Here is a 23,489-nt window from a genome sequence, read left to right as displayed (position 1 = left end):
CCGAAGATGGCCGCTGCAAACCTTGGATCGACTTCTGATCCGCGACCGTCCGTGGAGGCTGCCCCGGAACCCGTCGTCACCACGCTCGCCCGCGATCTGGTTGACGTCGACAACGGCGTGATCAGCCGCGAAGTGTTCATGAGCAATGAGATTTTCGACATGGAGATGCATAACCTCTTTCCTCGAGCCTGGCTCTTCGTGGGCCACGAGACTCAGGTCGCAGACCCGGGTGACTATTTCTCCTCGTGGATGGGCACCGACCCCGTCCTATTGACGCGCGATGTCGACGGCGAACTCTATGTGCTGCTGAACTCATGTCGGCACCGCGGCATGAAGGTGTGCCGCTACGACGAGGGCAATACGACTCAGTTCACCTGCCCATACCACGCATGGTCCTATTCGATGGACGGGAGCTTGGTCAACGTGCCGGGGGACCTCTTCGGCGTGCCCCATATGAAGGCTGCCTATAACGGAAAGCTCGACAAGCCCAACTGGGGCCTGGTGCGCTGTCCGAAGGTCTACAACTACAAGGGTCTGGTCTTCGCGAACTGGGACGAGAATGCCGAGGAGTTTCTCGACTACGCCGGCGACTTCCACTGGTGGCTCGACAACCTCGCGGATGCGTTCGATGGCACGCCTGGTGACACGGAGGTGTTCCACGGCGTACTTAAATGGCGCATCAAGTCGAACTGGAAGTTCGTGTCAGAGAACTTCTTGGGTGACACCTACCACGGTGCATCGACGCACGCCTCGGTTGAGGCAGTCGGCATCGGCCCGGGTGGCCGCGGCCAACGCCGCCACGGCGAGCGTCAGGATCAGGGCGGACACTCGATGGGGCGAACGAAGACGTCGTTCCGAAACGGACACGGTGCAAGCGACAACATCGCCTACGAAATCCCGTACCCGGAGTTCGTCGAGCCGGAGATGAACGAGTATTTTGACAATGCGTGGGAGGTGCGCAAGAAGCGCCTCGATGCAGAGGGGCGGCGTTTGGGCGGACGCGGGCCGGCAACTCTCTTCCCGAACATGTCGTTTGCTGCGGGCTTCCCTCGCAGCATCCTGGTAGCTCACCCCATTAGCGCGACCGAAACCGAGGTCTGGCGGTGGTTCCTAGCCGATAAACGCGCGCCACAGTATGTGAAGGAGTGGCTGCGCCAGTACTACATGCGTTACGCCGGACCGGGAGGGATGACCGAGCAGGATGACATGGAGAACTGGGACTATGCGACCCAGGCGTCGAAGGGCGTCGTGGCACAGCGGTACCCGTACAACTACCAGCAGGGCCTCGGCACGGAGCAGCTTTCAGAACTGGACCGAGCGGTCCATTCGAACCACGCGATCTCTGGTGAGGTGAACGCTCGGGCCTTCTACCGGCGCTGGGCAGAGTTCGTCGACAACCTCAGTTGGGAAGAGCTGACGGACCTCGCCCGATCCGACGACAGGATCGAAGCGATCATCCGGCGAGAGGACGCAGCCGCAGCCGCAGCCTCCGCGAACGAAAGCGAGAGCGTGCGATGAACGAGCGTGACTACACGAAGGGGCCGGACCGTTGGTTCCTTTTGCAGGAGATCTCGGACTTCCTTTTCCACGAGGCAAACCTCCTGGACGAGCGTCGCTACGAGGAATGGCTTGATCTCCTCGCTGACGACTACCACTACAGCGTCCCGCTTCGCATGAACGTCGAGTTCGCCGACGCGGATACGCGCGGGGAGACAAAGGTCGGCTCTGAGGTGTGCTGGTTCGACGAACCCAAGTCGACGGTCGAGCTCCGAGTTTTGCAACTCGCAACCGGCGTGCACTGGGCGGAGGAGCCCGTGTCTCGGGTGTCCCACCTGGTCACCAATCTGCGGATTGAAGAGGTGACGATGCCGGAGGTAAAGCTCTCCAGCCGGTTCCTCGTGTACAGAAACCGGGTGGCCGACGAGACCGATTTCTATGTGGGGCGCCGTACGGATGTCGTGCGGCGAACGGACGATGGATGGCAGATCGTCAAGCGACACCTGCTGCTCGACCAGACGGTGTTGTTGTCGAAGAACCTGTCTGTGTTCCTGTGAAACCAGAAGTATCACCCAGGAGCCACGCGGCGGCAAGAGTTTGGCCGCCGTATGCTTAGCAGGGAAGGGTGGCAATGATGGTCGTTGAGGAGCATGCCGACGCGGCAGAGAGACCAATCGTGAATGCTGAAAAGCGGCCGGTGTATCCGATTTCATCGGTTGGGAATGCCCTGCGGTTGCTGCTGATGTTTCGGGATGAACCCCGGCTGCGTCTTTCTGACGTCTCGAAGTCTCTCGGCGTTTCCACCTCAACTGCACACCGGCTGCTGGCCATGCTCCAGTCGTATGACTTCGTCCGCCAAATCGAAGGTCATCGAACGTACGTGGCTGGCCCGGTATTCGTCGACCTTGGCCTAGCTGCTGTGCGCGGAATGGACATCAGAGTGCACGCGCGGCCGATCCTGGCCGACCTGGCGGCGTTGCTCAACGAAACGGTGCATCTTGCGCAACTCGAGGGTAAGAACGTCCGATATCTCATTGGTGCCGAGGGCGCGAACGCGCTCCGGGTGACCGACCGTACCGGCCAGGTCACGCCGGCGCATACCAGCGCCACGGGGCGGGCTTTGCTTGCCGACCTTCCCGATGAGCGACTCGAAGTGATCCTCGCCGAGCTCGAGGCCGAAGGAGTCGATGTGCCGGCGCTTCGCGTTGAGCTTGAGGAAATTCGCCAGCGGGGCTACGCGCTCAACTTCCGGCCCGATGATGTCGCTTCGATGGCCACGACGGTCCGTGACCAGAACGACCAGACGGTTGCAGCGATCAATGCGGTTGGGCCAACTTCACGGATGTACCAACGTGACCAGGTGCACGTAGCTCGGCAGCTGCATGCGGCCGCAGCGAAACTTGAAGCGGTGTTGCGGACTGTGCCGCAGTCGTAGCCGCAGCACCACCCTCCATTCGCGGTTAGGAAATTCGGGATGGTTCACGGGCCCGCGTGCGGAATCAGTAGCGGGTGCCCATGACGGTTCTCACTTCGTCCAACGTTGTGGCCGCAATGGTGTTGGCGCGATCGTTGCCGCGTCGAAGTACCTCGGAGGCTAGCCCTGAATCCTGCGCGAGGTCGGCACGTCGTGCTCGCATGGGAGCAAGAAAGCTGTTGACAGCATCGGTGGTTAGGCGCTTCAGTTCACCGCTGCCTTGGTCCCCGATCTGCGTTGCGATTTCCTCGGGTTGTGTGCCGAGGCAGAGCGCAGCGGTCGAGAGAAGTGCTGAGACGCCTGGTCTAATCTGCGGATCAAAGGAGATCAGACGGTCACTGTCGGTGACAGTTTTCCGGATGGCTGCCGCGGTTTCATCCTCGGTCATCGTCAAGGCGATCGCGTTTCCGTAGCTTTTGGACATCTTGCGACGGTCCAGCCCGGGGATCTCTGGCGACGCTGTGATCAGTGCGCGCGTGCGGCTCGGTCTCGACCCCGCCGACCCGCACCTCCACAGCCTGTCCGTTGCCGCCCACGCCGTCGCCCGGTAGAGCTCCGACCCGGTGTGACGCCAGCAATCCGGTGTGCATGGTCGACGCGGCCCTAACCCGACGAGGCGCGCTTGAGCCCGCGCCCGTTCAGGTCGCGGGGTCGTACTGTCGTGGCGCGAAGGCTCGCGCCACGAGCGCCCGCAGGCTTTCGAGGCTCCCCGTGACGAGGCCCTGCACGCGGGCCTGCACGAGCACGTTGCCGATCGCCGTGGCCTCAACCGGTCCGGCCAGCACGGTCAGGCCCGTGCGATTCGCCGTGAGCTGGCAGAGAAGTTCATTCTGCGACCCGCCGCCGACGATGTGCACCACGCTCACCCGAGTGCCCGAGAGCTCAGCGGCGAGCTGCAAGGTGTGGGCATACGCTGCCGCGAGACTCTCGACGATGCTGCGCACCAGGTCGACGTGCGTGCGGGGCGGTTGCAGATCGTGTTCGATGCAATACTCACGGATGCGCGTGGGCATGTCACCGGGAGTCAGGAAACCCGGGTCGTCGACATCGAAAATGGTCACCTGCCCGGTGACAACACCGGCTTGAGCGAGCAGGCCGGGCAGGTCATAAGACGTGCCGGACTGCTCCCAAGTGCGCATCGATTCGCTCAGCAGCCAGAGACCCATGACGTTGCGCAGGTAGCGGACGCGCCCGTCGACACCGGCCTCATTCGTGAAATTTGCTGCCCGACTCGCGTCACTCAGCACCGGGGCGGCGAGCTCAACGCCGGCGAGCGACCATGTTCCCGACGAAATGTAGGCGGCGGTCTCGCTCGTCATGGGCACGGCGACAACAGCGGATGCCGTGTCGTGCGACCCCACCGTGACCGCTTCGATCGTCCGGCTGGCCCCGAACTCGGCCATAACCCGCGCTTGCACCGGCCCCACCCGGCTACCTGCATCCACTAGCCGGGGAAACATCGCGCGCGGCAGGCCGAGGCGGGTAATGAGATCCTCGTCCCATTGGCCGTCGGCAACATTCACGAGGCCCGTCGTTGATGCATTGGTACGCTCGGCCACCTTCTCGCCGGTCAGCCAGAACGTGATCAGGTCCGGAATGAGCAGCAGGCCGTCGGCGCCGTTGAGGTTGCCGGCCAGGCCGTCGGCGGCGAGCTGGTACAGGGAGTTGAACGGCAAGAACTGCAATCCATTTCGGCCGTACAGGTCGGCCGGGGAGATCTCGGCGTGCACCGCCCTCACCCCCGCGACCGTGCGCTCATCGCGATAGTGCACGGGGTTGCCGAGCATTCGGTCGCCGCGCATCAGGGCGTAGTCCACGGCCCATGAATCGACGGCGACGCTGCACAGCGTCGGCTCCTCACGCACGGCGGCGCGCAGGCCGCCGAGCGCTCCCCGGTAGAGGTCGAGAATGTTCCAGTGCAGCCTGTCAGCGATGCGCACCGGGTTGTTGGGAAACCGGGCGACTGAGCGGATGCTCAGCTCGTTGTGCCCGACATGGCCGAGCATGACCCGGCCGCTCGACGCGCCGAAGTCGACCGCCGCGACCGTTCCGGCCGCGCTCATGCGCGGCCCCTCCAGCCGAGCGTGGCCGAATCGGACGACTGTGCCCGGCACAGCGGCCACAGTCGACCGATTCGGCCACCGTTGCCGGCGGGCGCGGCGATCTCGATCATCGCAGGAAGGCCGCAGCGACGCCCGCGTCGACCGGGATATGCAGGCCCGTGGTGTGGCTGAGATCCGCCGTGCAAAGCACGTACACCGCGTTCGCCACGTTCTCGGGCAGCACCTCGCGCTTGAGCAGGGTGCGCTGGGCGTAGTACTTGCCGAGGTCCTCCTCGTCGACGCCGTAGACGGCGGCGCGCTTGGCACCCCAGCCCCCGGCGAAGATGCCGGAGCCGCGCACGACCCCGTCCGGGTTGATGCCGTTCACCTTCACGCCGTACTCACCGAGTTCGGCGGCGAGCAGTCGAACCTGGTGGGCCTGGTCGGCCTTCGTTGCCGAGTACGCAATGTTGTTCGGACCGGCGAAGACCGAGTTCTTCGACGAGATGTAGATCACGTCTCCGCCGAGCTTCTGGTCGATGAGCACGCGGGCTGCGGCCCGTGACACGAGGAACGAACCCTTGGCCATCACGTTGTGCTGCAGGTCCCAGTCGGCGACCGTGGTCTCGAGCAAAGACTTAGACAGGGACAGTCCGGCGTTGTTGACGACCAAGTCGAGGCCGCCGAATGCGAGCACCGCAGCATCCACTCCCGCTTGCACCTGCAGCTCGTCGGTCACGTTGGCCTGCACGCCGATGGCCACGTCGGTTCCACCGATCTCGGCCGCGGCGGCCTGCGCCTTGGCGAGGTCGAGGTCGGCGATCACGACGCACGCGCCCTCGACGGCGAGGCGGGTGGCGATGGCCTTGCCGATTCCCGACGCCGCACCCGTCACGAGGGCAATGCGGGTGGCGAGCGGCTTGGGGGCGGGCATCCGCGCTAGCTTGGCCTCTTCGAGGGCCCAGTACTCGATGCGGAATTTCTCCGCCTCGTCAATCGGCGCGTAGGTGGAGAGCCCCTCTGCCCCGCGGATCACGTTGATAGCGTTGATGTAGAACTCGCTGGCCACGCGGGCGGTCTGCTTGTTGGCGCCGTAGCTGAACATGCCGACGCCGGGCACGAGCACCACGAGCGGGTCGGCACCGCGAATGGCGGGCCACTCGTTGGTGGCATCGGTCGAGACCGCGTTGCGGTCGTAGTACGACTTGTACTCGGCGCGGTACTCCTCATGCAGCTGCACGAGGCGAGCGAGCGATTCCTCAACGGATGCCCCGGCCGGCAGGTCAAGCAGCATCGGCTTGACCTTGGTGCGCAGAAAATGGTCGGGACAACTCGTGCCGAGAGCGGCGAGCCTGGGGTGTTCCGCGCGGGACAGGAAATCAAGAACCTCCGGCGCATCGCTGAAGTGACCAACTTTTGCGCTGTCGGTGGAGACCAGGCCACGAATGGTGGGGGCGAGGGCAGCGGCCTTCGCACTGCGTTCGGCAGCCGTGAGGGCGGCGAAGCCCTCAAGCACGGGGCCGAACGGCTCCGGCCGCGAGTTCGCCGCGATGTAGGTGGCGGCCGTCTCGACGATCCACAGTGAGTTGGTCTCTGACTCGTCGCTTGTGTCGCCCCAGGCGGTGATGCCGTGGCCGCCAAGGATGCAGCCGATCGCCTCCGGGTTCGCCGCCTTGATGGCACTGATGTCGAGACCGAGCTGGAAACCGGGGCGGCGCCAGGGCACCCACACGACCTTGTCGCCGAAGATCGTGGTCGTGAGCGCTTCGCCGTCGACCGCTGCCGCGATGGCGAGGCCGGAGTCGGGGTGCAGATGGTCAACATGGGCCGCGTCGACCAGGGCATGCATGGCGGTGTCGATCGACGGCGCCGCGCCACCCTTGCCGTGCAGGGTGAAGTCGAACGCGGCGACCATCTCGTCTTCGCGTTCGAGCCCCGGGTACACGTTCACGAGGGCGCGCAGTCGGTCGAGGCGCAGCACCGCAAGCCCCTTCTCGGCGAGTGTGCCGAGGTCGCCGCCGGAACCCTTCACCCAGATCAGCTCCACGGATTCCCCCGTGACGGGGTCAATCTCGGTGCCCTTGGCCGACGTGTTTCCGCCCGCATAGTTGGTGATCTTCGGGTCGGAGCCGAGTCGGTTCGAACGGGCGATGAGGGCGGCAACAGTGGGGTTCGTCATGTCAATCCTAGCTGGGGAGTCGAGTGAGAATGAGGTGTGCGGGTGCGCCTATGCGCCCCAGCCAGCCTGGTTGCCGCCCATGCGCTCGCTGGAGATGCGGGCCTGGTAACCGGATGCCGCGAACGCCTTCATGGGGTCGGCCGCGAGTCCGCGCGATTCGCGCCACGAGCCGAGGTCACCGCGCACGTCGGTGTAGAAGGCATCCATCAGAATTCCGTTGGCGCCGAGCACATCACCCGCGTTCTGCGCAATGGTGAGCGCCTCGCGGTCGACGAGCAGGGCGCGGGCGGTCATCTCCTGAACATTGAGCACCGAGCGGATCTGGCCGGGAATCTTTTCTTCCATGTTGTGGCACTGGTCGAGCATGAACGCCACGGGGGAGTCAGGTCCGAAACCGTCGCCACGGATGACCTCGTAGAGAATGCGGAAGAGCTGGAACGGGTCGGCCGCGCCTACGATGAGGTCGTCGTCGGCGTAGAAACGGGAGTTGAAGTCAAAGGAACCGAGCTTTCCGAGGCGCAACAGCTGCGCGACGATGAACTCGATGTTGGTGCCGGGCGCGTGGTGGCCGGTGTCGAGGCAGACGAGGGCCTTGTCGCCGAGTGCGGAAACCTGGGCGTAGCTCGTACCCCAGTCGGGAACGTCGGTGTGGTAGAAAGCTGGCTCGAAGAACTTGTACTCGAGCACGAGGCGCTGGTTGTCTCCAAGGCGGGCGTAGATGGCCGCGAGCGAGTCGGCGAGTCGGTCCTGGCGGCCGCGGATGTCGCCTTGTCCGGGGTAATTAGTGCCGTCGGCGAGCCAGATCTTCAGGTCGGTCGAGCCGGTCTCGTTCATCACATCGAGGCAGTCGAAGTGGTGGTCGATGGCCTTCTGGCGGGTCGCGGTATTTGTGTGTGTGAGGCCGCCGAACTTGTAGGCGTCGTCTTGGAACGTGTTCGAGTTGACCGTGCCGAGCTGCAAGCCTTGGTCGTCTGCATAACGACGCAGGGCAGCGTAGTCGTCGACCTTGTCCCACGGAATGTGCAGCGCGACTGAGGGAGCGAGCCCGGTGAATTTGTGCACCTGTGCGGCGTCGGAGATCTTCTCTTGGATCGTGCGGGGTGTTCCGGGAGTGGTGAACACTCGGAAGCGGGTTCCGGAGTTGCCGAAGGCCCAGGAAGGGAGCTCGATGGCCTGGGCCGCGAGCTGGGTGGTGATGGAGTCGAATATCGTCATTGCAAGTCACTTCTCTGTGGGGTGTGTCGGTTGTCGACCAGTCTGACTGAATCGATTCAATCAGGTCAAGCGGAAACGCCCGTAGAACCGGAATCAGGGCGTTTTCAATGCGGCGAGCTGGTCTTCGAGGTGAAAGATCTCTTGCAACTGCACGAAGCCCTCGTCGGGGCCGTCCTCGAGATCGACGTAGAATTTGCCCATTCCAGCCTGCGCTGCCTCGAGGGAGTCCGTTTCGAGATAACCGATGAGCAGGCCCTCGGGTCGGAGAAAGAGGGAGCAGTTGTTCCAGCCGGTGCGCTTGAGCGCCTCGTGCCTGTCGGGCCGCATCGCGGCGTGGCGCCGGGTGTATTGTTCGATGCGATCGGGCTTCACCTGGAGTTGAAAGCAAGCGCGTTGCATAGTCAGCCTTTCGTTGTGGGTGACGGGGGAGCCGCGCATCCGTTCAAGGGGAATCGAAGGTGATTCCCGTTGTGATGAGCGGGACATCATCTGCGCGGAGTCGGGTAAGCGTTCGCCGAGATCTCATCCGTGATGATCACGAAGCTCTCCTCGTCTAGGTCGATCGTGACCGCTGAGGCAGAGTCGATGGCACTCGCTTCGCGTCCGGCCCCTGAGAGCACCGACATGGTTGGAGATAGCTTGAGGAGCCATGTGAGCAGCATGCTCTCGACGGAGTGCTGCCGCTGGCGAGCGAGCCGAACCGTGTTCGGCAGTAGATCGCCGAGGCTGGGGTACAGCGGTCGTCCGCTGAGCGGCGAGTACGCGACGTGGGCGATGCCCGCTGCCGCACACCGCTGGAGAACATCGGTGTCATTCGCTCCGAAGGGGGAGAACCGATTTTGTACTGCAGCGATGTCCGTGGTGGCCAGCGCCCGCTCGAGCAGCGCAGCGTCGACGTTGCATACGCCGATCTCCTCGATCTTGCCTTCCGCCCTTAGCTCGGAGAGCGTTCCGACGCTGTCCTCGATGGGGACATCGGGGTCAGGGTGGTGCATGTAGTAGAGGCCGATCGTGTCGACGCCCAGAGCACGCAGGCTTCCCTCGCAGTCGCGACGGAGGGCATCCGGGCTCGCGTCGATGCCCCACGACTCGCGGCCGCTGCGGAAGTGCCCGCCCTTCGTCGCGATGAGCACGTCGAGACCGCCGACTGCGCGGGCGAAGATCCGTTCGTTGTGGAATGGATCCTCGACCGTTGCGTAGGCCCTTGCCGTGTCGAAATGAGTGATCCCGGCATCGTGGGCTGCGCGGATGACGGCGACGGCGGCATTGTCGTGCTGGGTCTCCCCGATCGAGAATCCCGCGCCGCCCAAGCCCACTCGGGTCACCGCATGCCGCCCGATCGTCGTGGTCATTGTTGCGCTCATGCCGGATCACTCACACTCACCGAACGACGCTTGTGGTCTCGTGTCGGCCGGATTCCACCGTGTACACCTTGAGACCTGGAACGTCGACGACGGCCGTCGTTCCGGTGGGCACGTCCACGGTGACGGAGAGCGTCTCGCCGTCCAGCGTCCACGCGATGCTCGCACGACCGTACGGTGTCTCGTGGGCGGCGGATGCCGAGGTGAAGTCGCCGCCGGGGCGCGGAGCGAAGCGGATGGTGCGGTAACCGGGCGAGGTGGGCTCGATGCCGGCTACCACACGGTGCATCCAGTCAGCGACCGAGCCGAGAGCGTAGTGGTTGAACGAGGTCATTCGACCGGGGTTCACGTTGCCGTCGGGCATCCGGCTGTCCCAGCGCTCCCAGATGGTCGTCGCACCCTGGTCAACCATGTAGAGCCATGAGGGGCACTCCCGCTCGAGGAGTAGGTCGTAGGCCGCGTCGGATTGGCCGGTCGAGCTGAGCGCGTCGGAGACTAGGTTAACACCCGCGAAACCGGTCGCGATGCGGTTGTGATCTTCGGCGACGAGCTCGGCCATTCGCTCGCCGGCGGCCAGTGCGTCCTGTCTGTCGAGCAGCTTAAACTGGATGGCGAGCGCGTAGGCCGTCTGAGCGTCGCTTGTCAGGCGGCTCGCCTCCGGCAGCCAGTACTCCTTGACAAAGGCATCGCGGACGGCACCGGCGAGCTCTCGGTAGTGGCGTGCGTCGTCTGCCTTGCCGATGACCTCCGCCGTGTCGGCTAGCCGTGCGGTGGACCAAGCGAAGTAGGCCGTGGCCACGAGGTATTTGTCGGTGCGCGCGTCGGCAGGGTCGTCCGGTGGAGCAGCAGGGTCGAGCCAGTCGCCCAGCTGGAAGCCCTCATTCCACAGGTGGTCGGGGCCGGCGAGGGAGTTGACCTGGTCGACCCATGCCTTGGCGCTCTCGTACTGCTCGGCGAGTACGCCGTCGTCGCCGAAACGCTCATAAAGCGTCCACGGACACAGAACTGCTACGTCGCCCCAGACCGCGCCGGGGCGGATCGGCGTCCACATCGGGCCGCCGGGGATCACCGGAACATACCACGGCACGGTGCCCGCACGCTTCTGCTCGACGGCGAGGTCCTTCAGCCAACTTGAGAGGAACCCCGACGCATCGAAGAGGAACGATGCGGTCGGTGCGAAGACCTGGATATCGCCGGTCCAGCCGAGGCGCTCGTCTCGCTGCGGACAGTCCGTCGGAACGTCAACGAAGTTGCTCCGCATGCTCCAAAGCACGTTCTCGTGCAGGCGGTTGACGAGAGGGTTGGATGAATCGAACCAGCCGGTGCGCTCCATATCGGAGTGGTACACACGGCCGACGATGCGGCCGGCGGCGACGTCGGTCTCGATGTTGCCCGGCCAACCCTCGACGTCGGCATACCGGAAGCCGTGGATCGTGAAGCGGGGCTCCCAGACCTCTCGGCCGTCGCCACGGAGGGTATAAACATCCGTTGACTTGGCGCCGCGCAGGGTGCGGGTGTAGATCTCGCCGTCTTCCACGACCTCAGCAGTTCGGATGGTGACGGTGGTGCCGCGCTCGCCTTCGACGTCGATGCGCACCCGGCCAGCGAAGTTCTGGCCGAAGTCAAGAACGGTGCGTCCGCTCGGAGTGCGGAGAAGCTCGACCGGAACGATGTCGTCCGTGCAACGCACAGGAGGGCCCTCCGGCGCGATCAGCGACGCGTGGTTCGCGGGGTGCACCGCGGCGGCGGTCCATCTCGATTCGTCAAACCCGGCGCTCGACCACCCGTCCTGCTCATCGCGAGCGTCGTAGGTCTCGCCGTCGTAGAGGCCGGACTTCACGATGGGCCCGACGCCGGCTTTCCAGGCGCCGTCGGTCGCGACGGTCGCGGTGGTGCCGTCTTCGAATTCGACCTCGAGCTGGGCGATGAGCGACAGGTCGCTTCCGTAGCAATCGTGATTGGGTCCGTGGTGCGAGAAGCCTAGGCGGCCGCGATACCAGCCGTCGCCGAGCCACCCGCCGATTGCGTTGGCGCCCTCCATAACGAGTGCGGTCACGTCGTAGGTGTGGTAGCGCAGCCGGGCGTCGTAGACGGTCCATCCAGGGTTGAGCGCGTCGACGCCGACGCGCTCTCCGTTTAGTTCGAGCTCATACACACCGTGGGCGCTCGCGTAAAGGCGCGCCTTGGCGATCGGTTTGTCGAGGTTGAATTCGTGGCGCACCAGCGGTGGGCGGCGAAGGTCTTTATCTTCAGGTTCGGCCCAGTCGGCGCCGATGGCCTCCGCGCTCCAGTCGCCTGGGGCCAGAAGGCCCGCTTCGACGACGGCGCTTGCGCTCCACGCGGTGGGCTCGCCGGCTGCGTTCCAGAGGCGAACACGAACGGATGCCTGCTCGCGAGAGGCGAGAGGCTCGACGGGCCACGCGACGAGCAGCTGCTCAGCCGACTCGATTCGGCCGGTCGACTCAGCTGCGCGATCGCGCGTGATTTCGATTTCGTAGGCGGACTGCGTCCAGCCGGGTGCGGCGACCGTTTTCCAACTCAATCGCGGTGATGCTTCTCCGATTCCGATCGACTTTCGGTGATGTTCGAAGCGCGGGGCTGACGGCCGTGCTGCGGCCGGTGCGGGCGGATGGTTCACTGTACTACTCCTTGTAACGTCGTGTGACGAGGGATTGGTTCGGTCGTCAGTCGGATGGTGGTGGGGTCAGGGGCCGTTGAACGCGGCCCCTGACCCTTCAATCCGGTTACTCGCCCTGGGCGTAGGCCTCATCCATGGCCAAGAGGCCATCCTCGGTTGTCGCTGTGCCAGCCAGCAGGTTCTGCACCGCTGCGAAGTGGGCCGCCTGCACGCGGGCGTTCGGCCACAGCTGGTCCATCCACGGGTCGGTCTTGTTCTCCTGCTGGAATTTCTGCAGGGTCGTGAGAGCGGAGTCGATCGCGTCAGCGCTCGGGATCGACGGCAGCGTGCCGTTCGCCTGAGCGTAAGCAGCCATGCCTTCGGGGCTCAGCAGGAACTCGACGAATTTCTTCGCGAGCTCGGGGTTCTTCGCCTTGGCGTTGATGGCATAGGCCGAACCGGCCGCGCCGGCCATCCGGGTGTTGTCGGCGTTGTCGGTGGCGGGCAGGGCTTCCATCGAGAACTTGGTGTCCTCAGGAGCCTCGGCGCGCAGGCCCGCGAGGCCAGACGTCACGAAGGTCGCACCGAAGGTTTCGCCCGTGGCCAGCGCGGTCATGGACGACTCGTACGAGACGCCGAGCGGGTCTGCCTCAAAGCAGCCCTGGTCCACCATCTCCATGTACTGGTCGAGGGCAGTTGTCCACTCGGAGCCGGCGAAAGTTGCCTTGCCGTCGGCCATCTTCGCGGCGAAGTCGGGGTTCGGGCCGTAGACGAGAGTCGGGGTCAACGCGTAGGTGATCAGCTGAGTGTTCCAGCTGGTTCCGGCGCCCAGGTAGAAGGCGGGCTTGCCCGTCTTCGCCGTCGCGTCGGTGCAGAACTGCATCAGCTCGCTCCACGTCGTGGGAACCGTGAAGCCGGATTCCTCCATCGCCGTCATATTGTAGATAGGGCCGATGCCCGAAAACGACGTCGGGGCGATGTAGGTCTTGCCGTCCACCTGGGCGACGGACTTGATGCTGTCAGGGAACTCGTCGACACGGGCGATCTCGGAGAGGTCGGCGAGGAAGCCACCCGGCACGAGGGTGAGCATCGACGCCGCGTTGCCGCCGCCCGGCCACACGCCGATGACGTCGGGCGCGGTGCCGGAGGACAGCTGGGTGCGGATGGCCGGCTGGTACTGGTCGAGGGCCGACGTCGTGACGTTGACCTTGACTCCGGGGTTGGCCTTCTCAAACATCGGGACGACGGTATCGAGGGCATTCTTATCGTTCGTGCTGGCCGTGACGCTGAGCGTCGTGGAGTCCGCCGAGTCACCGCCGGACGAACAGGCCGCGAGGCCCACTCCGAGGACGGCCACGGCGGCGACAGCCGCGAGAGATTTGATTCGCATGAGCGTGTTTCTCCTTTGAAATGAGTGCGGTGTGGTGCGTGATACGGAGCAACGGAGCCGGACAGGGAGGTCCGGCTCCGTCATCGCCTTCGGAAGGGTCAGCCCTTGAGCCCGCTGGCGAAGCCTTTGATAATGCTCTTCTGCATAAGGAAGTAGGCGATGAGGATCGGTGCGATGCTGATGACGAGTCCGGCGAACACGAGGTTCCACTGAGACACATACTGGCCGAGGAACGAAAAGAGTGCCACAGGGACGGTCTGCGATCCGCTGCCGCTTAGGTAGAGCAGGGGGGTGAGGAAGTCATTCCAGATGTGCAGCACGTTGAGGATCGCGACGGTTCCCGTGATCGGGCGGAGCAGCGGAAATACGATTTGCGCGAAAGTAGCGATCGGCCCGGCGCCGTCGATGGATGCTGCTTCCTCGTACTCCACGGGAGTCGAACGCAGGAAACCGACATAGAGGAAGATCGAGAACGGCATCTGCGAGCCCACGTAGAAAATGATGAGCGAGACCGGATTCCCGAGTATGCCGAGGTCGCGCATCGTCTGGTAGAGCGGTATGAGCGCGAGCTGGAAGGGCAAAAGCAGGCCGATGAGGAATCCGTAGAACGCCCACTTTGACCACGCTCGGGTCGCTCGGGCGAGAGGGTACGACGCGAAGGCCGCGAAGAGGACGATGAACACGGTGCTCACAACCGTGACGATCGTGCTCGTGAGCAGCGCGGGGCCCAGCTGGGCCTGGTTCCACGCGTCGATATAGTTGCTGAACGTCGGGTTGGTGACCGGCTGGATCGCAGACCCGGGGTCGTTCGGGAACTTCAGCGACATGTTGACGAGCACGTACACCGGGATGAAGAAAATGATGGCGACGAGCACCATCACCACTTCGAGGACGCCAGTCTTGATCGTGTACCGGTTCACTTGCTTCCTCCCTGTCGGTTGAGCCCGAAGTACTGTGCACCAGACAGGATGGCGACAAAGATCGTGAGCACAACGGCCAGGGCGATTCCGTAGCCGAAGTCGTTGAACTGGAATGCGTTCTTGTAGATGAGGGTCGACATCGTCTCGGTCGCGGTGCCGGGTCCTCCGCCCGTCATTACCCATACTTGATCGAACAGCTTCAAGCCACCAATCATCGACAGCATCAGGTTGATCGTGAGCGCGGCTGCAAGCTCAGGGCGCACGACGTACCAGAAGCGCCGGAACGGCCCGGCACCGTCGACGCGGGATGCCTCGAGCACCTCTTCGGGAACACCCTGCAGTCCGGCCAGGAAGATGACCATGGAGTAACCGGAGAACTGCCAGACCACAACACCGACGATTGCCCAGATAGCGATATCCGGGTCGCCGAGCCAGTTCTGGGCGAGAGCCCCGAGCCCTATCCCGTTGAGGATCTCGTTGACCGACCCGGTCGGCCCGAGCAAGAACTTAAAGAGGAACGCGGTGGCGACGGGCGTGATGATGGCCGGCGCGAACAGCGCGACGCGCAGGACGTTACGGCTCTTGATCTTCGTGTGGACGCCGAGCGCGAGAACAAGTCCTATGAGGTTCTGGACGACTGTTACGCCGACTGCGATGACGATCGTGTGGAGGATGCCGTTCATCGCGGCCGGGTCCTTGCTGACGCGGATGAATTGGTCGAACCAAACGAAGTTCTTCTCAGGGGTGAGGCCGTCCCAGTCGGTGAAGGCGAACCCCATGCCTTGGGCACTTGGCCACAGCACGGCGAAAAGATAGAAGACCGCGGCGGGGAGAATTAACCACCATGGGATGCTCTTCGCCCGAGTCCGCTTGGTGCGGGTCAAGCGCACGGTATTGGTGCTTACGGTCAATGTCATTTCCTCAACGTTGAGATTCACAGATCCGGGATTGAAACGATTCAGGCCCTCTGGGATAGGGTATGGGTAGTCTCACGCGCATGTCAAGCGATCACGTTGATTCATAAGAAACCTCCGCTACATTGCCTCATTTAAAGCCTCCGTTTCGGCGCGATTCGCAAATTGGTGGCGGATGTGAGTTCCGCCCGTTTTTATGGAGCTGACGATGGCGCAGTGGCAGGCCGTGACGAATAAGAAAGCGCTCTCGTGTCGGAGTTCGGACGGTGTGGGCTAGAGGTTATTCCCACGGAGATTGTGTGCGTGGCGTGAGCTGACCGGGTGGCCTCGCGGCGGGCGCGCGCCGACCTATGGGCTGCGGGTGACGACGGCCCTGGTCAAGTGTTGGGCCGTACTGCGAGCACCCGCGGGGAAGCGCCTCGCGCCGATGCTGGCCGTGTTGGCGCCGTCGCTGCGCCGGGAGGGTGCCCCTATGTTTTTGTCAAGCGGCGAGTTGGTGTTCTGTTTCATAGAGGGTGCCGTCGCGGAGCATGGCGAATAGAACATCGCATCGACGTCGGGCGAGGGCGATGAGTGCTTGGTTGTGACGCTTGCCTTGGGTGATCTTGCGGTCGTAGTAGGTCCGGGAGACCGGGTCTCGCAGAGCTGCGAAAGCGGACAGAAACAACGCGCGTTTGAGGATCTTGCTTCCCCGTCGCGAGGGATGTTCGCCCGGATCGAGGAGCCGGACCGCCGGGTCACGGGTGCGAGGTCGGCGTAGGCATCGAGGTGGCCGGCGGTCTCGAAGTGCTTGCCAGCCACTTCTGTGAGGAGCCTGGCTGCGGTCCTGACGCCGACTCCGGGCATGCTCGTCAGGACGGGAGAAAGAGGGTGGGCCTCCACCAGTTTCTCCACCTCAACCGCGATGTCGGCACGCTGCTGTCGGAGCGCGGCGAGCTGTTCCGCCAAGCGGGGCAGGACCGTCGCGGCGGCGTTGGTGCCGACCACGACAACGGTCTGCTCGCTGAGCGCCCGGGTGATCTCCTCTGCCAGGCGGCCTCCTATCCTTGGGGCGAGTTTGAGCCGTCGGGTTGCCATCCGGGTCGTGCCAGCCGCTTTCATCGCGGCGGGGACGGGTAATGCTGGAGCAGATCCAGCATCGCCGGGTGGTCGAGGTGTGGGCCCACGACCCGCTCCAACGCAGGGTGGATCTGTGTCAGCAGGCCGCGGATCCGGTTGCTGGTCGCGGTCATCTGGCCGAGGATGTCGTCGTCAAACCCGCACAGGATCGACAGTTCCGCGACCGATTCATCGGCCAGCTGGATCGACCGCAACGCGTGCGGCAGCGTGCGGGCGGCTCGGGCGATGATCGCGGCGTCGCGTGCATCGGTCTTCGCCTCCCCGGCGTGCAGGTCGGCGATGCGCCGCATGGCCAGGCCGGGCAGGTAGTCGACCAGGACTCCTTCGGCTTGGGCGACGGCGTTTGGCAAGGCGCCGATGGGCACCTGATGATACGCAGGATTGCGGCGAGTCACGCAGGTCAGATTTTCAATCGATCGGGCGCCAGACGACTGTATGCGGATCGCCGTGACCGACAGTTCCAGAAAATTGCGCAGCGTCCACCACGAAGCCTGTGGTCGTCAAACACCAGTTTGAGCCGGATCAGGGTGCATTTGACAAGCAGCTTCACGCCAGGGATGAATCGTTATACTGCGATTTCTCAGCGAGATGCAATGATGGACCGCGGGTCCGCGTTGTGACCCGTTCTGCAGAGTTGAGAGACAGGAAGATGACCGTTAGCATTCGAGAGGTCGCTGCCCTCGCGCGAGTGTCCGTCGGCACAGTCTCCAACGTCATGAACCGCCCGGAGAAGGTGGCCCCCGAAACCGTCGAGAGGGTGCAGACTGCGATCGCTGAGCTCGGCTTCGTGCGCAATGACGCTGCGCGCCAGCTGCGCGCCGGCCGCAGTCGAAGCATCGGCCTCGTCGTGCTCGATGTGGGCAATCCCTTCTTCACCGACCTCGCCCGTGGTGCCGAGAACCGGGCAGCGGAGGCCGGGCTCACGGTGCTGCTCGGTAACAGTGACGACACCATTGCCAGGGAGGATGCCTACCTCGACCTGTTCGAGGAACAACGCGTGCACGGCGTATTGATTTCTCCCCTCGGCGACGTGACCGATCGACTCGGCCGGCTGCGGGAGCGAGGCACACCCACGGTGCTCGTGGAGCGCCAGACCGAAGACCGCAGCTTCTCCTCCGTGGCTGTGGATGACCTCGCCGGTGGTCATCTCGCCGCAAGTCACCTGCTTGAGCGTGGTCGTACCCGCCTGGCCTTTCTGGGAGGGCCGATCAGCATCCGTCAGGTCACCGATCGCCTCGCGGGTGCCACCCGTGCGGTCGCCGAGCAGCCGGGTGCCACTCTTGAGGTCATCGATACCAGCGCCCTCTCGGTTTTGCAGGGTCGTGCCGCCGGCGAGAGGATTATGGCCCGCTCGGCTGTCGATCGCCCCGACGCCATCTTTGCGGCCAATGACCTGCTCGCGATAGGTGTGCTTCAGGCCCTGAATATGCACGGAGAGGTACATGTTCCTGGAGACATTGCCCTGATCGGATATGACGATATTGCGTTCGCGTCGACGGCCGTGGTGCCGCTGTCATCCATCCGCCAGCCGAGCGAACTCATCGGCTACACCGCGGTGGATCTACTCCTGCGTGAGGCGGCTTGCCGGGAGAATTTCGAGCATGAACAGATCGTTTTCCAGCCCGAACTTGTCGTGCGGGAGTCCACGACCTGATGGTCAGACGGCGCCCGTATGGGGGCCGTCAGGTGCTTGGCAGGGGGCTTGAGTCGGCTAAATGATGCCCGGCCCGGAAGGAGCGTCCACGGGGCCATGGCCCGCTCACCAAGGCTGGGGCGATGAGTGGCGTTACGACACCTGGTGCCCGCTCGGTCTGGCTCCCACCTTGGAGGGCATTGAGGACGCCCGCCTGCGGAATCCGCCGACGTGGGCCGAAGGGACCGTTGGCGGTGGCGCACCAGGCTTGGGCAGGTGTGTGTGATCAACTCTTCGTAGGCCGTTTCGGCGCTGGAATCCTGCCAAGTTAGCGGCTGGTTTCCGGCCAAATGAGCGCTAAGAATCAGGCCAGCAGATTCCCCTCCAAAACCTTGGATTTGGGGAAGACGCAGAGATTGAGATCACCGGTGGCCGTGGCCCTCTTCAGCCAGCTGGAGACATGGGCCCGCCACCCCCAGATATGTTCCTTAAGGCGTGTCTACTGCCAAGCGGTCGCGCCGGAAGGAACCAGGAAGCAGATTACGGTACCCATGTCCGTGCAAGAAAATATCAGAACTCTCGACTCCCACGGAATTGCGGGCCGTGAAATCGCCCGCCGGCTGGGGGTCAGCCGCGATGCGGTGGTCAAATATACCGGTCAACGCGACTACTCACCCCAGCCACCGGCGCCGATGGCTCGGCCCGGCGGCTCGGCGATGACCGGGTTCGAAACGACCGTGGAAACCTGGTTGAGCGAGGACCAGCGCCGGCCCCGAAAGCAGCGCCACACGGCCAAGCGGGTCTTTGACCGCCTCGTCGCCGAGAAGGGTTTCAGCGGCAGTTATTCTCCGGTGCAACGCTTTGTGCGGAAGTGGAATGACCTTCACCGCCAGGCCGGGGAGGGCTTCACCGAGCTGGTGTGACCGGCCGGTACTGCGCAGGTGGACTTCGGCCAGGCCGAAGCCATCATCAGTGGAACCCGGCAGGTCCTGCACATCTTCGTCGTCACGTTTCCGTTCTCGAACATGCGCTTCGTGCAGGCCTACCGCGGCGAAACGTCCGAGTGCGTCTGCCACGGCCTGCGCACCGTATTCGATCACATCGGTGCCGCGCCGCGGCACCTGGTCTTTGACAATGCCACCGGCATCGGCCGCAGAGTCGGCACCACGGTCGTCGAGACGAAGCTGTTCGGCGTGTTCAAACTGCACTACCGATCTGAATCCCGTTACTGCAATCCATACTCCGGAAATGAAAAGGGCAATGTGGAAAACGCCGTCGGGTTCCTCCGCCGTAACTTGATGGTCCCCGAGCCCGAAGCGACCACCCTGCAGGGTCTCAACGACGTGTTGATGGCCCGGTGCCTGGCGCTGGCTGAGACGACGCACTACCGGAAGGGCTTGCCGATCAGGGAGCTCTTCGCCCAGGACGTCGCCGCCAGTCTGGCGTTGCCCGGTGTTGGGTTTGACCCGGTGCGTTACGAGTCCCGCACCGCCGACAAGAAGGGGAACCTCCTCATCGACGGGAACACGCACGCGGCCGGGTCGTCCTTCCACAGCCGCACCCTCACGGTCGGGTTGCGCCACGACGTCGTCGAGATTCTCGACGAGCAGTCCACGCCGGTGCGCTCCTTTCCCCGGGCTTTCGGAGTGCAGGCCGAGACGATCTTCGAACCCGCGGCGCTGCTGCCGTTGTTGGTGACCAAGCCCGGAGCTTGGAGCCATTCCCAGCTGCGGCCGCTGGTCTCTGAGCCGGTGCGCGACTGGCTCGACAACGCCACCGCCACCAACCGGCGCCGCCTCCTCAGCGCCGTTGAGGCCGCGTCGGGATCGGCCGGGTTCGACGCTGCCATCACTGCTGCCGACCTGCTCATCCAGCGCGGAGACACCCCCGAGATCGCCGCGTTGGGCATGCTCGCCCGGCGCCTGGCCGGTGGGACCCGCCCGGTAGTGGAGAACGTGGACTTGAGCGTTTATGACATCTTCACCGCCGACGCCGACGCCTTCGCCACCGTCAACGCTCTGACGGCAGAAATCGCATGACCCTGATCACTGCGCAGGACATCATCGACACCGGCCGGCACGCCTCACTGACCCACAGCGTGCTGGTCGAATGGGCCGAGACAGGCACCCCGAAGCAACGCGAATACCTCCACGGAATGCTCCTGGCCGAGCATGAATCTCGGCAAGCGTCACGCCGTCAACGCCTGTTGACGGCCGCCCGGCTGCCGGCGTTGAAATCGCTCACGGACTTCGACTACTCCAGCGTCAAGTTCCCCGAGGACTACGGCCGAGAGGAGTTGACATCGTTGGATTTCATCAACAGGGCCGAAGATCTAGTCCTCTATGGCGATGTTGGCACTGGCAAAACCCACCTCGCCAGCGCGCTGGTCGCCGCCGCCTGTCGAGAGGGAATCCCCGCCCGCTTTTACACCACCTCGTCGCTGGTGATGCAGCTGCGCCGCGCGAAAGACGAAGGCCGCCTCGACCGCGAACTGGCCAACATAGCCAAGAACCGGCTTGTCGCAATTGACGAATTTGGCTACCTCCCGATCGACACCGAAGGCGCCCGGCTCCTGTTCCAAGTCATCGCCGACGGTTATGAAAAAAGAAGCCTGATCATCACGACAAACCTAGAATTTTCGCGCTGGGGAACCGTGTTCGGCGACGACAACATGGCCGCCGCCGTCATCGACCGCATCGTCCACCACGGCCGGCTCCTCCAATTTCGTGGCGAGTCCTACCGCGTCAAACACGCCCTCATGAAATAGCCCCGCACCGGTCCGGCCGGCCTCGAACCTGACGCCGATCGGGCCACCGCAACGCCCAGCTCCAAGGCTCGTGGCGACGCAGGCAACCCCGAAAACCGGCCGATGAGGCTGCGGTGCTCAACTGGCCGGAAACGGTGCTGAACTGGCAGGTTTCTTAGCGCTGAAATGGCCGGCTTCGAGTTGACAAAACACAGCAGGAGGTAACCCCTCAAGATTGTGTATTGATAGGTGCCTGCGGACGCCGGCATTGGTGCAGCTCATCGGCCGCAGCTGCGCCTGGCTGGAGCCGACGACACCTTCAATCCGCATCCGATCCGGAGAACTTCGTCGAAGTTCGTAGGCAGAGGAACCCTTTGGGCAGATTCCTCGACGCGGATGAAGTGGCGCGCACAGTGGAGTTCGCGGCTCTTGACGCGAGCGGTATGACCGGAAGCGTGTTGACCATCGATGCCGGACTCAGCTCCTCCTTCGACTTTCGCATCGAGAACTGACGTCAATGTTGCTACATGTTCCTATTCGCACTCTATGGGCACATGCCGAAGACTTGTTGACATAATTTCTCTCCATTTGCCACGGGGAGGCCGCAAGCGGGACATGGAGGGCAGCAATCCGCAGTAAGAGTGCGGTAGGAAATTCGGGATGGGTCACCGTCCCGCATGGGAAATCAGTAGCGGGTGCCCATAACGGTCCTCACTTCGTGCAACGTTGTGGCAGCAATGGTGTTGGCGCGATCATTGCCACGTCGAAGCACCTCGGAAGCCAGCCCCGAATCCCGCGCGAGTTCGGCACGTCGTGCTCGCATGGGAGCAAGAAAGCTATTGACCGCATCGGTGGTGAGGCGCTTCAGTTCACCGCTGCCTTGGTCCCCGATCTGCGTTGCGATGTCCTCCGGTTGTGTGCCGAGGCAGAGCGCAGCGGTCGAGAGAAGTGCTGAGACGCCTGGTCTAATCTGCGGATCAAAGGAGATCAGACGGTCACTGTCGGTGACAGTTTTCCGGATGGCTGCCGCGGTTTCATCCTCGGTCATCGTCAAGGCGATCGCGTTTCCGTAGCTTTTGGACATCTTGCGACCGTCCAGCCCGGGGATCTCTGGCGACGCTGTGATCAGTGCGTCGGGTACCGGGAAAACATCTCCGTAGCGCTCGTTAAATCTGCGCGCGATCACACGTGTCATCTCCACATGGGGCAAGTTATCTTTTCCGACAGGGACGAGGTTCCCCTTGCAGAACAGGATGTCAGCGGCCTGGTGCACGGGGTATGTGAGAAGAAGGCCACTCAGGGCTCGATTCGAGGAGGCAAGTTCCGACTTCACGGTTGGATTTCGACGTAGCTCGGCCTCCGTCACGAGACTCAGAAACGGGATGATCAACTGGTTCAGGGCCGGTACTGACGAATGAGTAAAAATCGTCGTTGCTTCCGGATCGAGGCCCGCAGCGAGGTAGTCGAGGACGGCGCTGTAGACGTTCTGTTGAACGTTCGCCATTGTGTCCCGGTCGGTGATGACCTGATAGTCAGCCAAGACCAGAAACGTTTCGACCCCGGCCTGTTGAAGCCGGACTCGTTCAATGATGGTGCCGAAATAGTGGCCGAGGTGAAGAAGGCCGGTTGGTCGCTCGCCAGTCAGCACGCGAAAATGCTCCGGATGGGCGTCAACATCTCGGGCAATGACAGCCGAACGCTCGGCCATGGTCGTAAGGGATTCCACTTTGCACTCCTTAAAATAGGAGGGCTGCACGAAGTCCTGACCTGAGGTTCACGGGCTGCGTACAGCCCGTGAACATGGTTCAACCGGCTGCTAGCGCAGCCACCACCACGAGGAACGGTTGAAAGTCATTCCAGGAGCATAGCCGAGTGGCAACGGCAAGTTGCCCAGTTCATGCGTTCCGAACACGCCACAAGGTCGGACCTGACGGTGGTGCGCTGTGTGGCTCGTCCCACTCTCGGTCGGAACAGTCGCCGGGGAGCTGCTCACGGCCGCTGTGGTGACCGTCCTCGGCGTAGGAGCCGAAGAACGCTTGTTGAGATGAATCCTGCCGTTGCTTTCGCGGCCGTAGTTCGGGCCGGGCACGACGATTCGTGCGCGCCGGGTGTCCCGGTCTCCGGGGAAGCAGATAACGTTTCCGTTGGGAGGATCCCCGATCCTCCCGGGCAGGGGGCACATCTCACGTCCACTCGCCGCAGATGACTGTGGCTCCCGGACGGTCACCCGCGGGCCTGACTGAACCGGACCGGACATAATCGATCGTTATCGGCGCAGAACGGGCTAGCGGGAGTTTCCTAGCTAGCCTCGGTCAGAGTTCCAGAAGTGCTGGTCAACTCGGGTTTTGGCGGCTGGGTTTTGTATGACCTAACTTTTCTTCG

The 23,489-nt window shown here is 63.6% G+C and carries 17 protein-coding genes and 2 pseudogenes; 7 read left to right on the top strand and 12 right to left on the bottom strand.

Going from position 1 to position 23,489, the window contains the following annotated elements; all coding sequences use genetic code 11:
• Positions 1–6: 6 nt before the first annotated feature.
• The 3 genes from E3T43_RS00850 to E3T43_RS00840 all read left to right on the top strand — a co-directional run bounded on the left by E3T43_RS00850 (position 7) and on the right by E3T43_RS00840 (position 2,932).
• Positions 7–1,518 (top strand): aromatic ring-hydroxylating dioxygenase subunit alpha, encoded by a 1,512-nt coding sequence (locus E3T43_RS00850; RefSeq protein ID WP_134470962.1) that lies wholly within the window; start codon positions 7–9, stop codon positions 1,516–1,518.
• Complete coding sequence (locus E3T43_RS00845; RefSeq protein ID WP_134470961.1) at positions 1,515–2,054, top strand: 3-phenylpropionate/cinnamic acid dioxygenase subunit beta; 540 nt, start codon at positions 1,515–1,517, stop codon at positions 2,052–2,054. The genes E3T43_RS00850 and E3T43_RS00845 overlap by 4 nt, the downstream gene beginning before the upstream one ends.
• Positions 2,055–2,128: 74 nt before the next feature.
• Positions 2,129–2,932 carry an IclR family transcriptional regulator gene (locus tag E3T43_RS00840; RefSeq protein ID WP_134470960.1) on the top strand — a complete coding sequence of 268 codons (804 nt, stop codon included), beginning with the start codon at positions 2,129–2,131 and terminating at the stop codon, positions 2,930–2,932.
• 64 nt (positions 2,933–2,996) lie between these two features.
• Here E3T43_RS00840 and E3T43_RS00835 read toward each other — a convergent pair whose 3' ends face one another.
• From E3T43_RS00835 to E3T43_RS00785, 11 genes and pseudogenes are all read right to left on the bottom strand, one after another.
• On the bottom strand, positions 2,997–3,419 hold the full coding sequence (locus tag E3T43_RS00835; RefSeq protein ID WP_370449853.1) for a hypothetical protein: 423 nt from the start codon (positions 3,417–3,419) through the stop codon (positions 2,997–2,999).
• A 190-nt stretch (positions 3,420–3,609) separates the two neighbouring features.
• Positions 3,610–5,034: a rhamnulokinase family protein gene (locus tag E3T43_RS00830; protein ID WP_134470958.1), complete on the bottom strand. Its 1,425-nt coding sequence runs from the start codon at positions 5,032–5,034 to the stop codon at positions 3,610–3,612.
• A gap of 106 nt (positions 5,035–5,140) precedes the next feature.
• Complete coding sequence (locus E3T43_RS00825; RefSeq protein WP_134470957.1) at positions 5,141–7,192, bottom strand: bifunctional aldolase/short-chain dehydrogenase; 2,052 nt, start codon at positions 7,190–7,192, stop codon at positions 5,141–5,143.
• Between the two features lie 48 nt (positions 7,193–7,240).
• Entirely contained in the window at positions 7,241–8,407 is a 1,167-nt protein-coding gene (gene rhaI, locus E3T43_RS00820) for an L-rhamnose isomerase (protein WP_134470956.1), read from the bottom strand.
• 93 nt (positions 8,408–8,500) lie between these two features.
• On the bottom strand, positions 8,501–8,806 hold the full coding sequence (locus tag E3T43_RS00815; RefSeq protein ID WP_134470955.1) for an L-rhamnose mutarotase: 306 nt from the start codon (positions 8,804–8,806) through the stop codon (positions 8,501–8,503).
• 86 nt (positions 8,807–8,892) lie between these two features.
• Complete coding sequence (locus E3T43_RS00810; RefSeq protein WP_134470954.1) at positions 8,893–9,771, bottom strand: aldo/keto reductase; 879 nt, start codon at positions 9,769–9,771, stop codon at positions 8,893–8,895.
• A gap of 16 nt (positions 9,772–9,787) precedes the next feature.
• Complete coding sequence (locus E3T43_RS00805; RefSeq protein WP_241978751.1) at positions 9,788–12,310, bottom strand: glycoside hydrolase family 78 protein; 2,523 nt, start codon at positions 12,308–12,310, stop codon at positions 9,788–9,790.
• Positions 12,311–12,512: 202 nt separating this feature from the next.
• Positions 12,513–13,775 carry an ABC transporter substrate-binding protein gene (locus E3T43_RS00800; RefSeq protein WP_166791198.1) on the bottom strand — a complete coding sequence of 421 codons (1,263 nt, stop codon included), beginning with the start codon at positions 13,773–13,775 and terminating at the stop codon, positions 12,513–12,515.
• A gap of 98 nt (positions 13,776–13,873) precedes the next feature.
• Entirely contained in the window at positions 13,874–14,695 is an 822-nt protein-coding gene (locus tag E3T43_RS00795) for a carbohydrate ABC transporter permease (protein ID WP_134470951.1), read from the bottom strand.
• The gene (locus E3T43_RS00790; protein ID WP_134470950.1) at positions 14,692–15,612 is read right to left on the bottom strand and encodes a carbohydrate ABC transporter permease; all 921 of its coding nucleotides are present in this window, start codon (positions 15,610–15,612) and stop codon (positions 14,692–14,694) included. Before E3T43_RS00790 ends, E3T43_RS00795 begins: the two co-directional genes overlap by 4 nt.
• Positions 15,613–16,090: 478 nt before the next feature.
• Positions 16,091–17,087: pseudogene (locus E3T43_RS00785) on the bottom strand (IS110 family transposase); the annotation flags it as partial.
• Positions 17,088–17,377: 290 nt separating this feature from the next.
• Here E3T43_RS00785 and E3T43_RS00780 point away from each other — a divergent pair.
• From E3T43_RS00780 to E3T43_RS00765, 4 genes and pseudogenes are all read left to right on the top strand, one after another.
• Positions 17,378–18,382, top strand: a complete 1,005-nt coding sequence (locus E3T43_RS00780) for a LacI family DNA-binding transcriptional regulator (RefSeq protein WP_134470949.1) — start codon at positions 17,378–17,380, stop codon at positions 18,380–18,382.
• A 530-nt stretch (positions 18,383–18,912) separates the two neighbouring features.
• Positions 18,913–20,400, top strand: a pseudogene (gene istA, locus E3T43_RS00775) (IS21 family transposase).
• Positions 20,397–21,128 carry an IS21-like element helper ATPase IstB gene (gene istB, locus E3T43_RS00770; protein ID WP_174844298.1) on the top strand — a complete coding sequence of 244 codons (732 nt, stop codon included), beginning with the start codon at positions 20,397–20,399 and terminating at the stop codon, positions 21,126–21,128. The pseudogene istA and the gene istB overlap by 4 nt, the downstream one beginning before the upstream one ends.
• Positions 21,129–21,349: 221 nt before the next feature.
• Positions 21,350–21,619, top strand: coding sequence for an SDR family oxidoreductase (locus tag E3T43_RS00765; protein ID WP_134470948.1), 270 nt, complete (start codon positions 21,350–21,352; stop codon positions 21,617–21,619).
• 173 nt (positions 21,620–21,792) lie between these two features.
• Here E3T43_RS00765 and trpS read toward each other — a convergent pair whose 3' ends face one another.
• Positions 21,793–22,815: a tryptophan--tRNA ligase gene (gene trpS, locus E3T43_RS00760; RefSeq protein WP_134470973.1), complete on the bottom strand. Its 1,023-nt coding sequence runs from the start codon at positions 22,813–22,815 to the stop codon at positions 21,793–21,795.
• Positions 22,816–23,489: the final 674 nt, after the last annotated feature.

The sequence above is a fragment of the Cryobacterium sp. Hh7 genome (assembly GCF_004403155.1).
GTDB classification, from domain to species: domain Bacteria; phylum Actinomycetota; class Actinomycetes; order Actinomycetales; family Microbacteriaceae; genus Cryobacterium; species Cryobacterium levicorallinum.
The sequence above is the reverse complement of the archived record's forward strand: the minus strand, read 5'-3'. Positions and strand labels throughout refer to the sequence as shown.

What these genes read in the sequence shown, in the direction of transcription:
- E3T43_RS00850 (WP_134470962.1), top strand. Translation starts at nt 7, where the DNA reads ATGGCCGCTGCAAACCTTGGATCGACTTCTGATCCGCGACCGTCCGTG.
- E3T43_RS00845 (WP_134470961.1), top strand. Translation starts at nt 1,515, where the DNA reads ATGAACGAGCGTGACTACACGAAGGGGCCGGACCGTTGGTTCCTTTTG.
- E3T43_RS00840 (WP_134470960.1), top strand. Translation starts at nt 2,129, where the DNA reads ATGATGGTCGTTGAGGAGCATGCCGACGCGGCAGAGAGACCAATCGTG.
- E3T43_RS00830 (WP_134470958.1), bottom strand. Translation starts at nt 5,034, where the DNA reads ATGAGCGCGGCCGGAACGGTCGCGGCGGTCGACTTCGGCGCGTCGAGC.
- E3T43_RS00825 (WP_134470957.1), bottom strand. Translation starts at nt 7,192, where the DNA reads ATGACGAACCCCACTGTTGCCGCCCTCATCGCCCGTTCGAACCGACTC.
- rhaI (WP_134470956.1), bottom strand. Translation starts at nt 8,407, where the DNA reads ATGACGATATTCGACTCCATCACCACCCAGCTCGCGGCCCAGGCCATC.
- E3T43_RS00815 (WP_134470955.1), bottom strand. Translation starts at nt 8,806, where the DNA reads ATGCAACGCGCTTGCTTTCAACTCCAGGTGAAGCCCGATCGCATCGAA.
- E3T43_RS00810 (WP_134470954.1), bottom strand. Translation starts at nt 9,771, where the DNA reads ATGAGCGCAACAATGACCACGACGATCGGGCGGCATGCGGTGACCCGA.
- E3T43_RS00800 (WP_166791198.1), bottom strand. Translation starts at nt 13,775, where the DNA reads ATGCGAATCAAATCTCTCGCGGCTGTCGCCGCCGTGGCCGTCCTCGGA.
- E3T43_RS00790 (WP_134470950.1), bottom strand. Translation starts at nt 15,612, where the DNA reads ATGACATTGACCGTAAGCACCAATACCGTGCGCTTGACCCGCACCAAG.
- E3T43_RS00780 (WP_134470949.1), top strand. Translation starts at nt 17,378, where the DNA reads ATGACCGTTAGCATTCGAGAGGTCGCTGCCCTCGCGCGAGTGTCCGTC.
- istB (WP_174844298.1), top strand. Translation starts at nt 20,397, where the DNA reads ATGACCCTGATCACTGCGCAGGACATCATCGACACCGGCCGGCACGCC.
- trpS (WP_134470973.1), bottom strand. Translation starts at nt 22,815, where the DNA reads ATGGCCGAGCGTTCGGCTGTCATTGCCCGAGATGTTGACGCCCATCCG.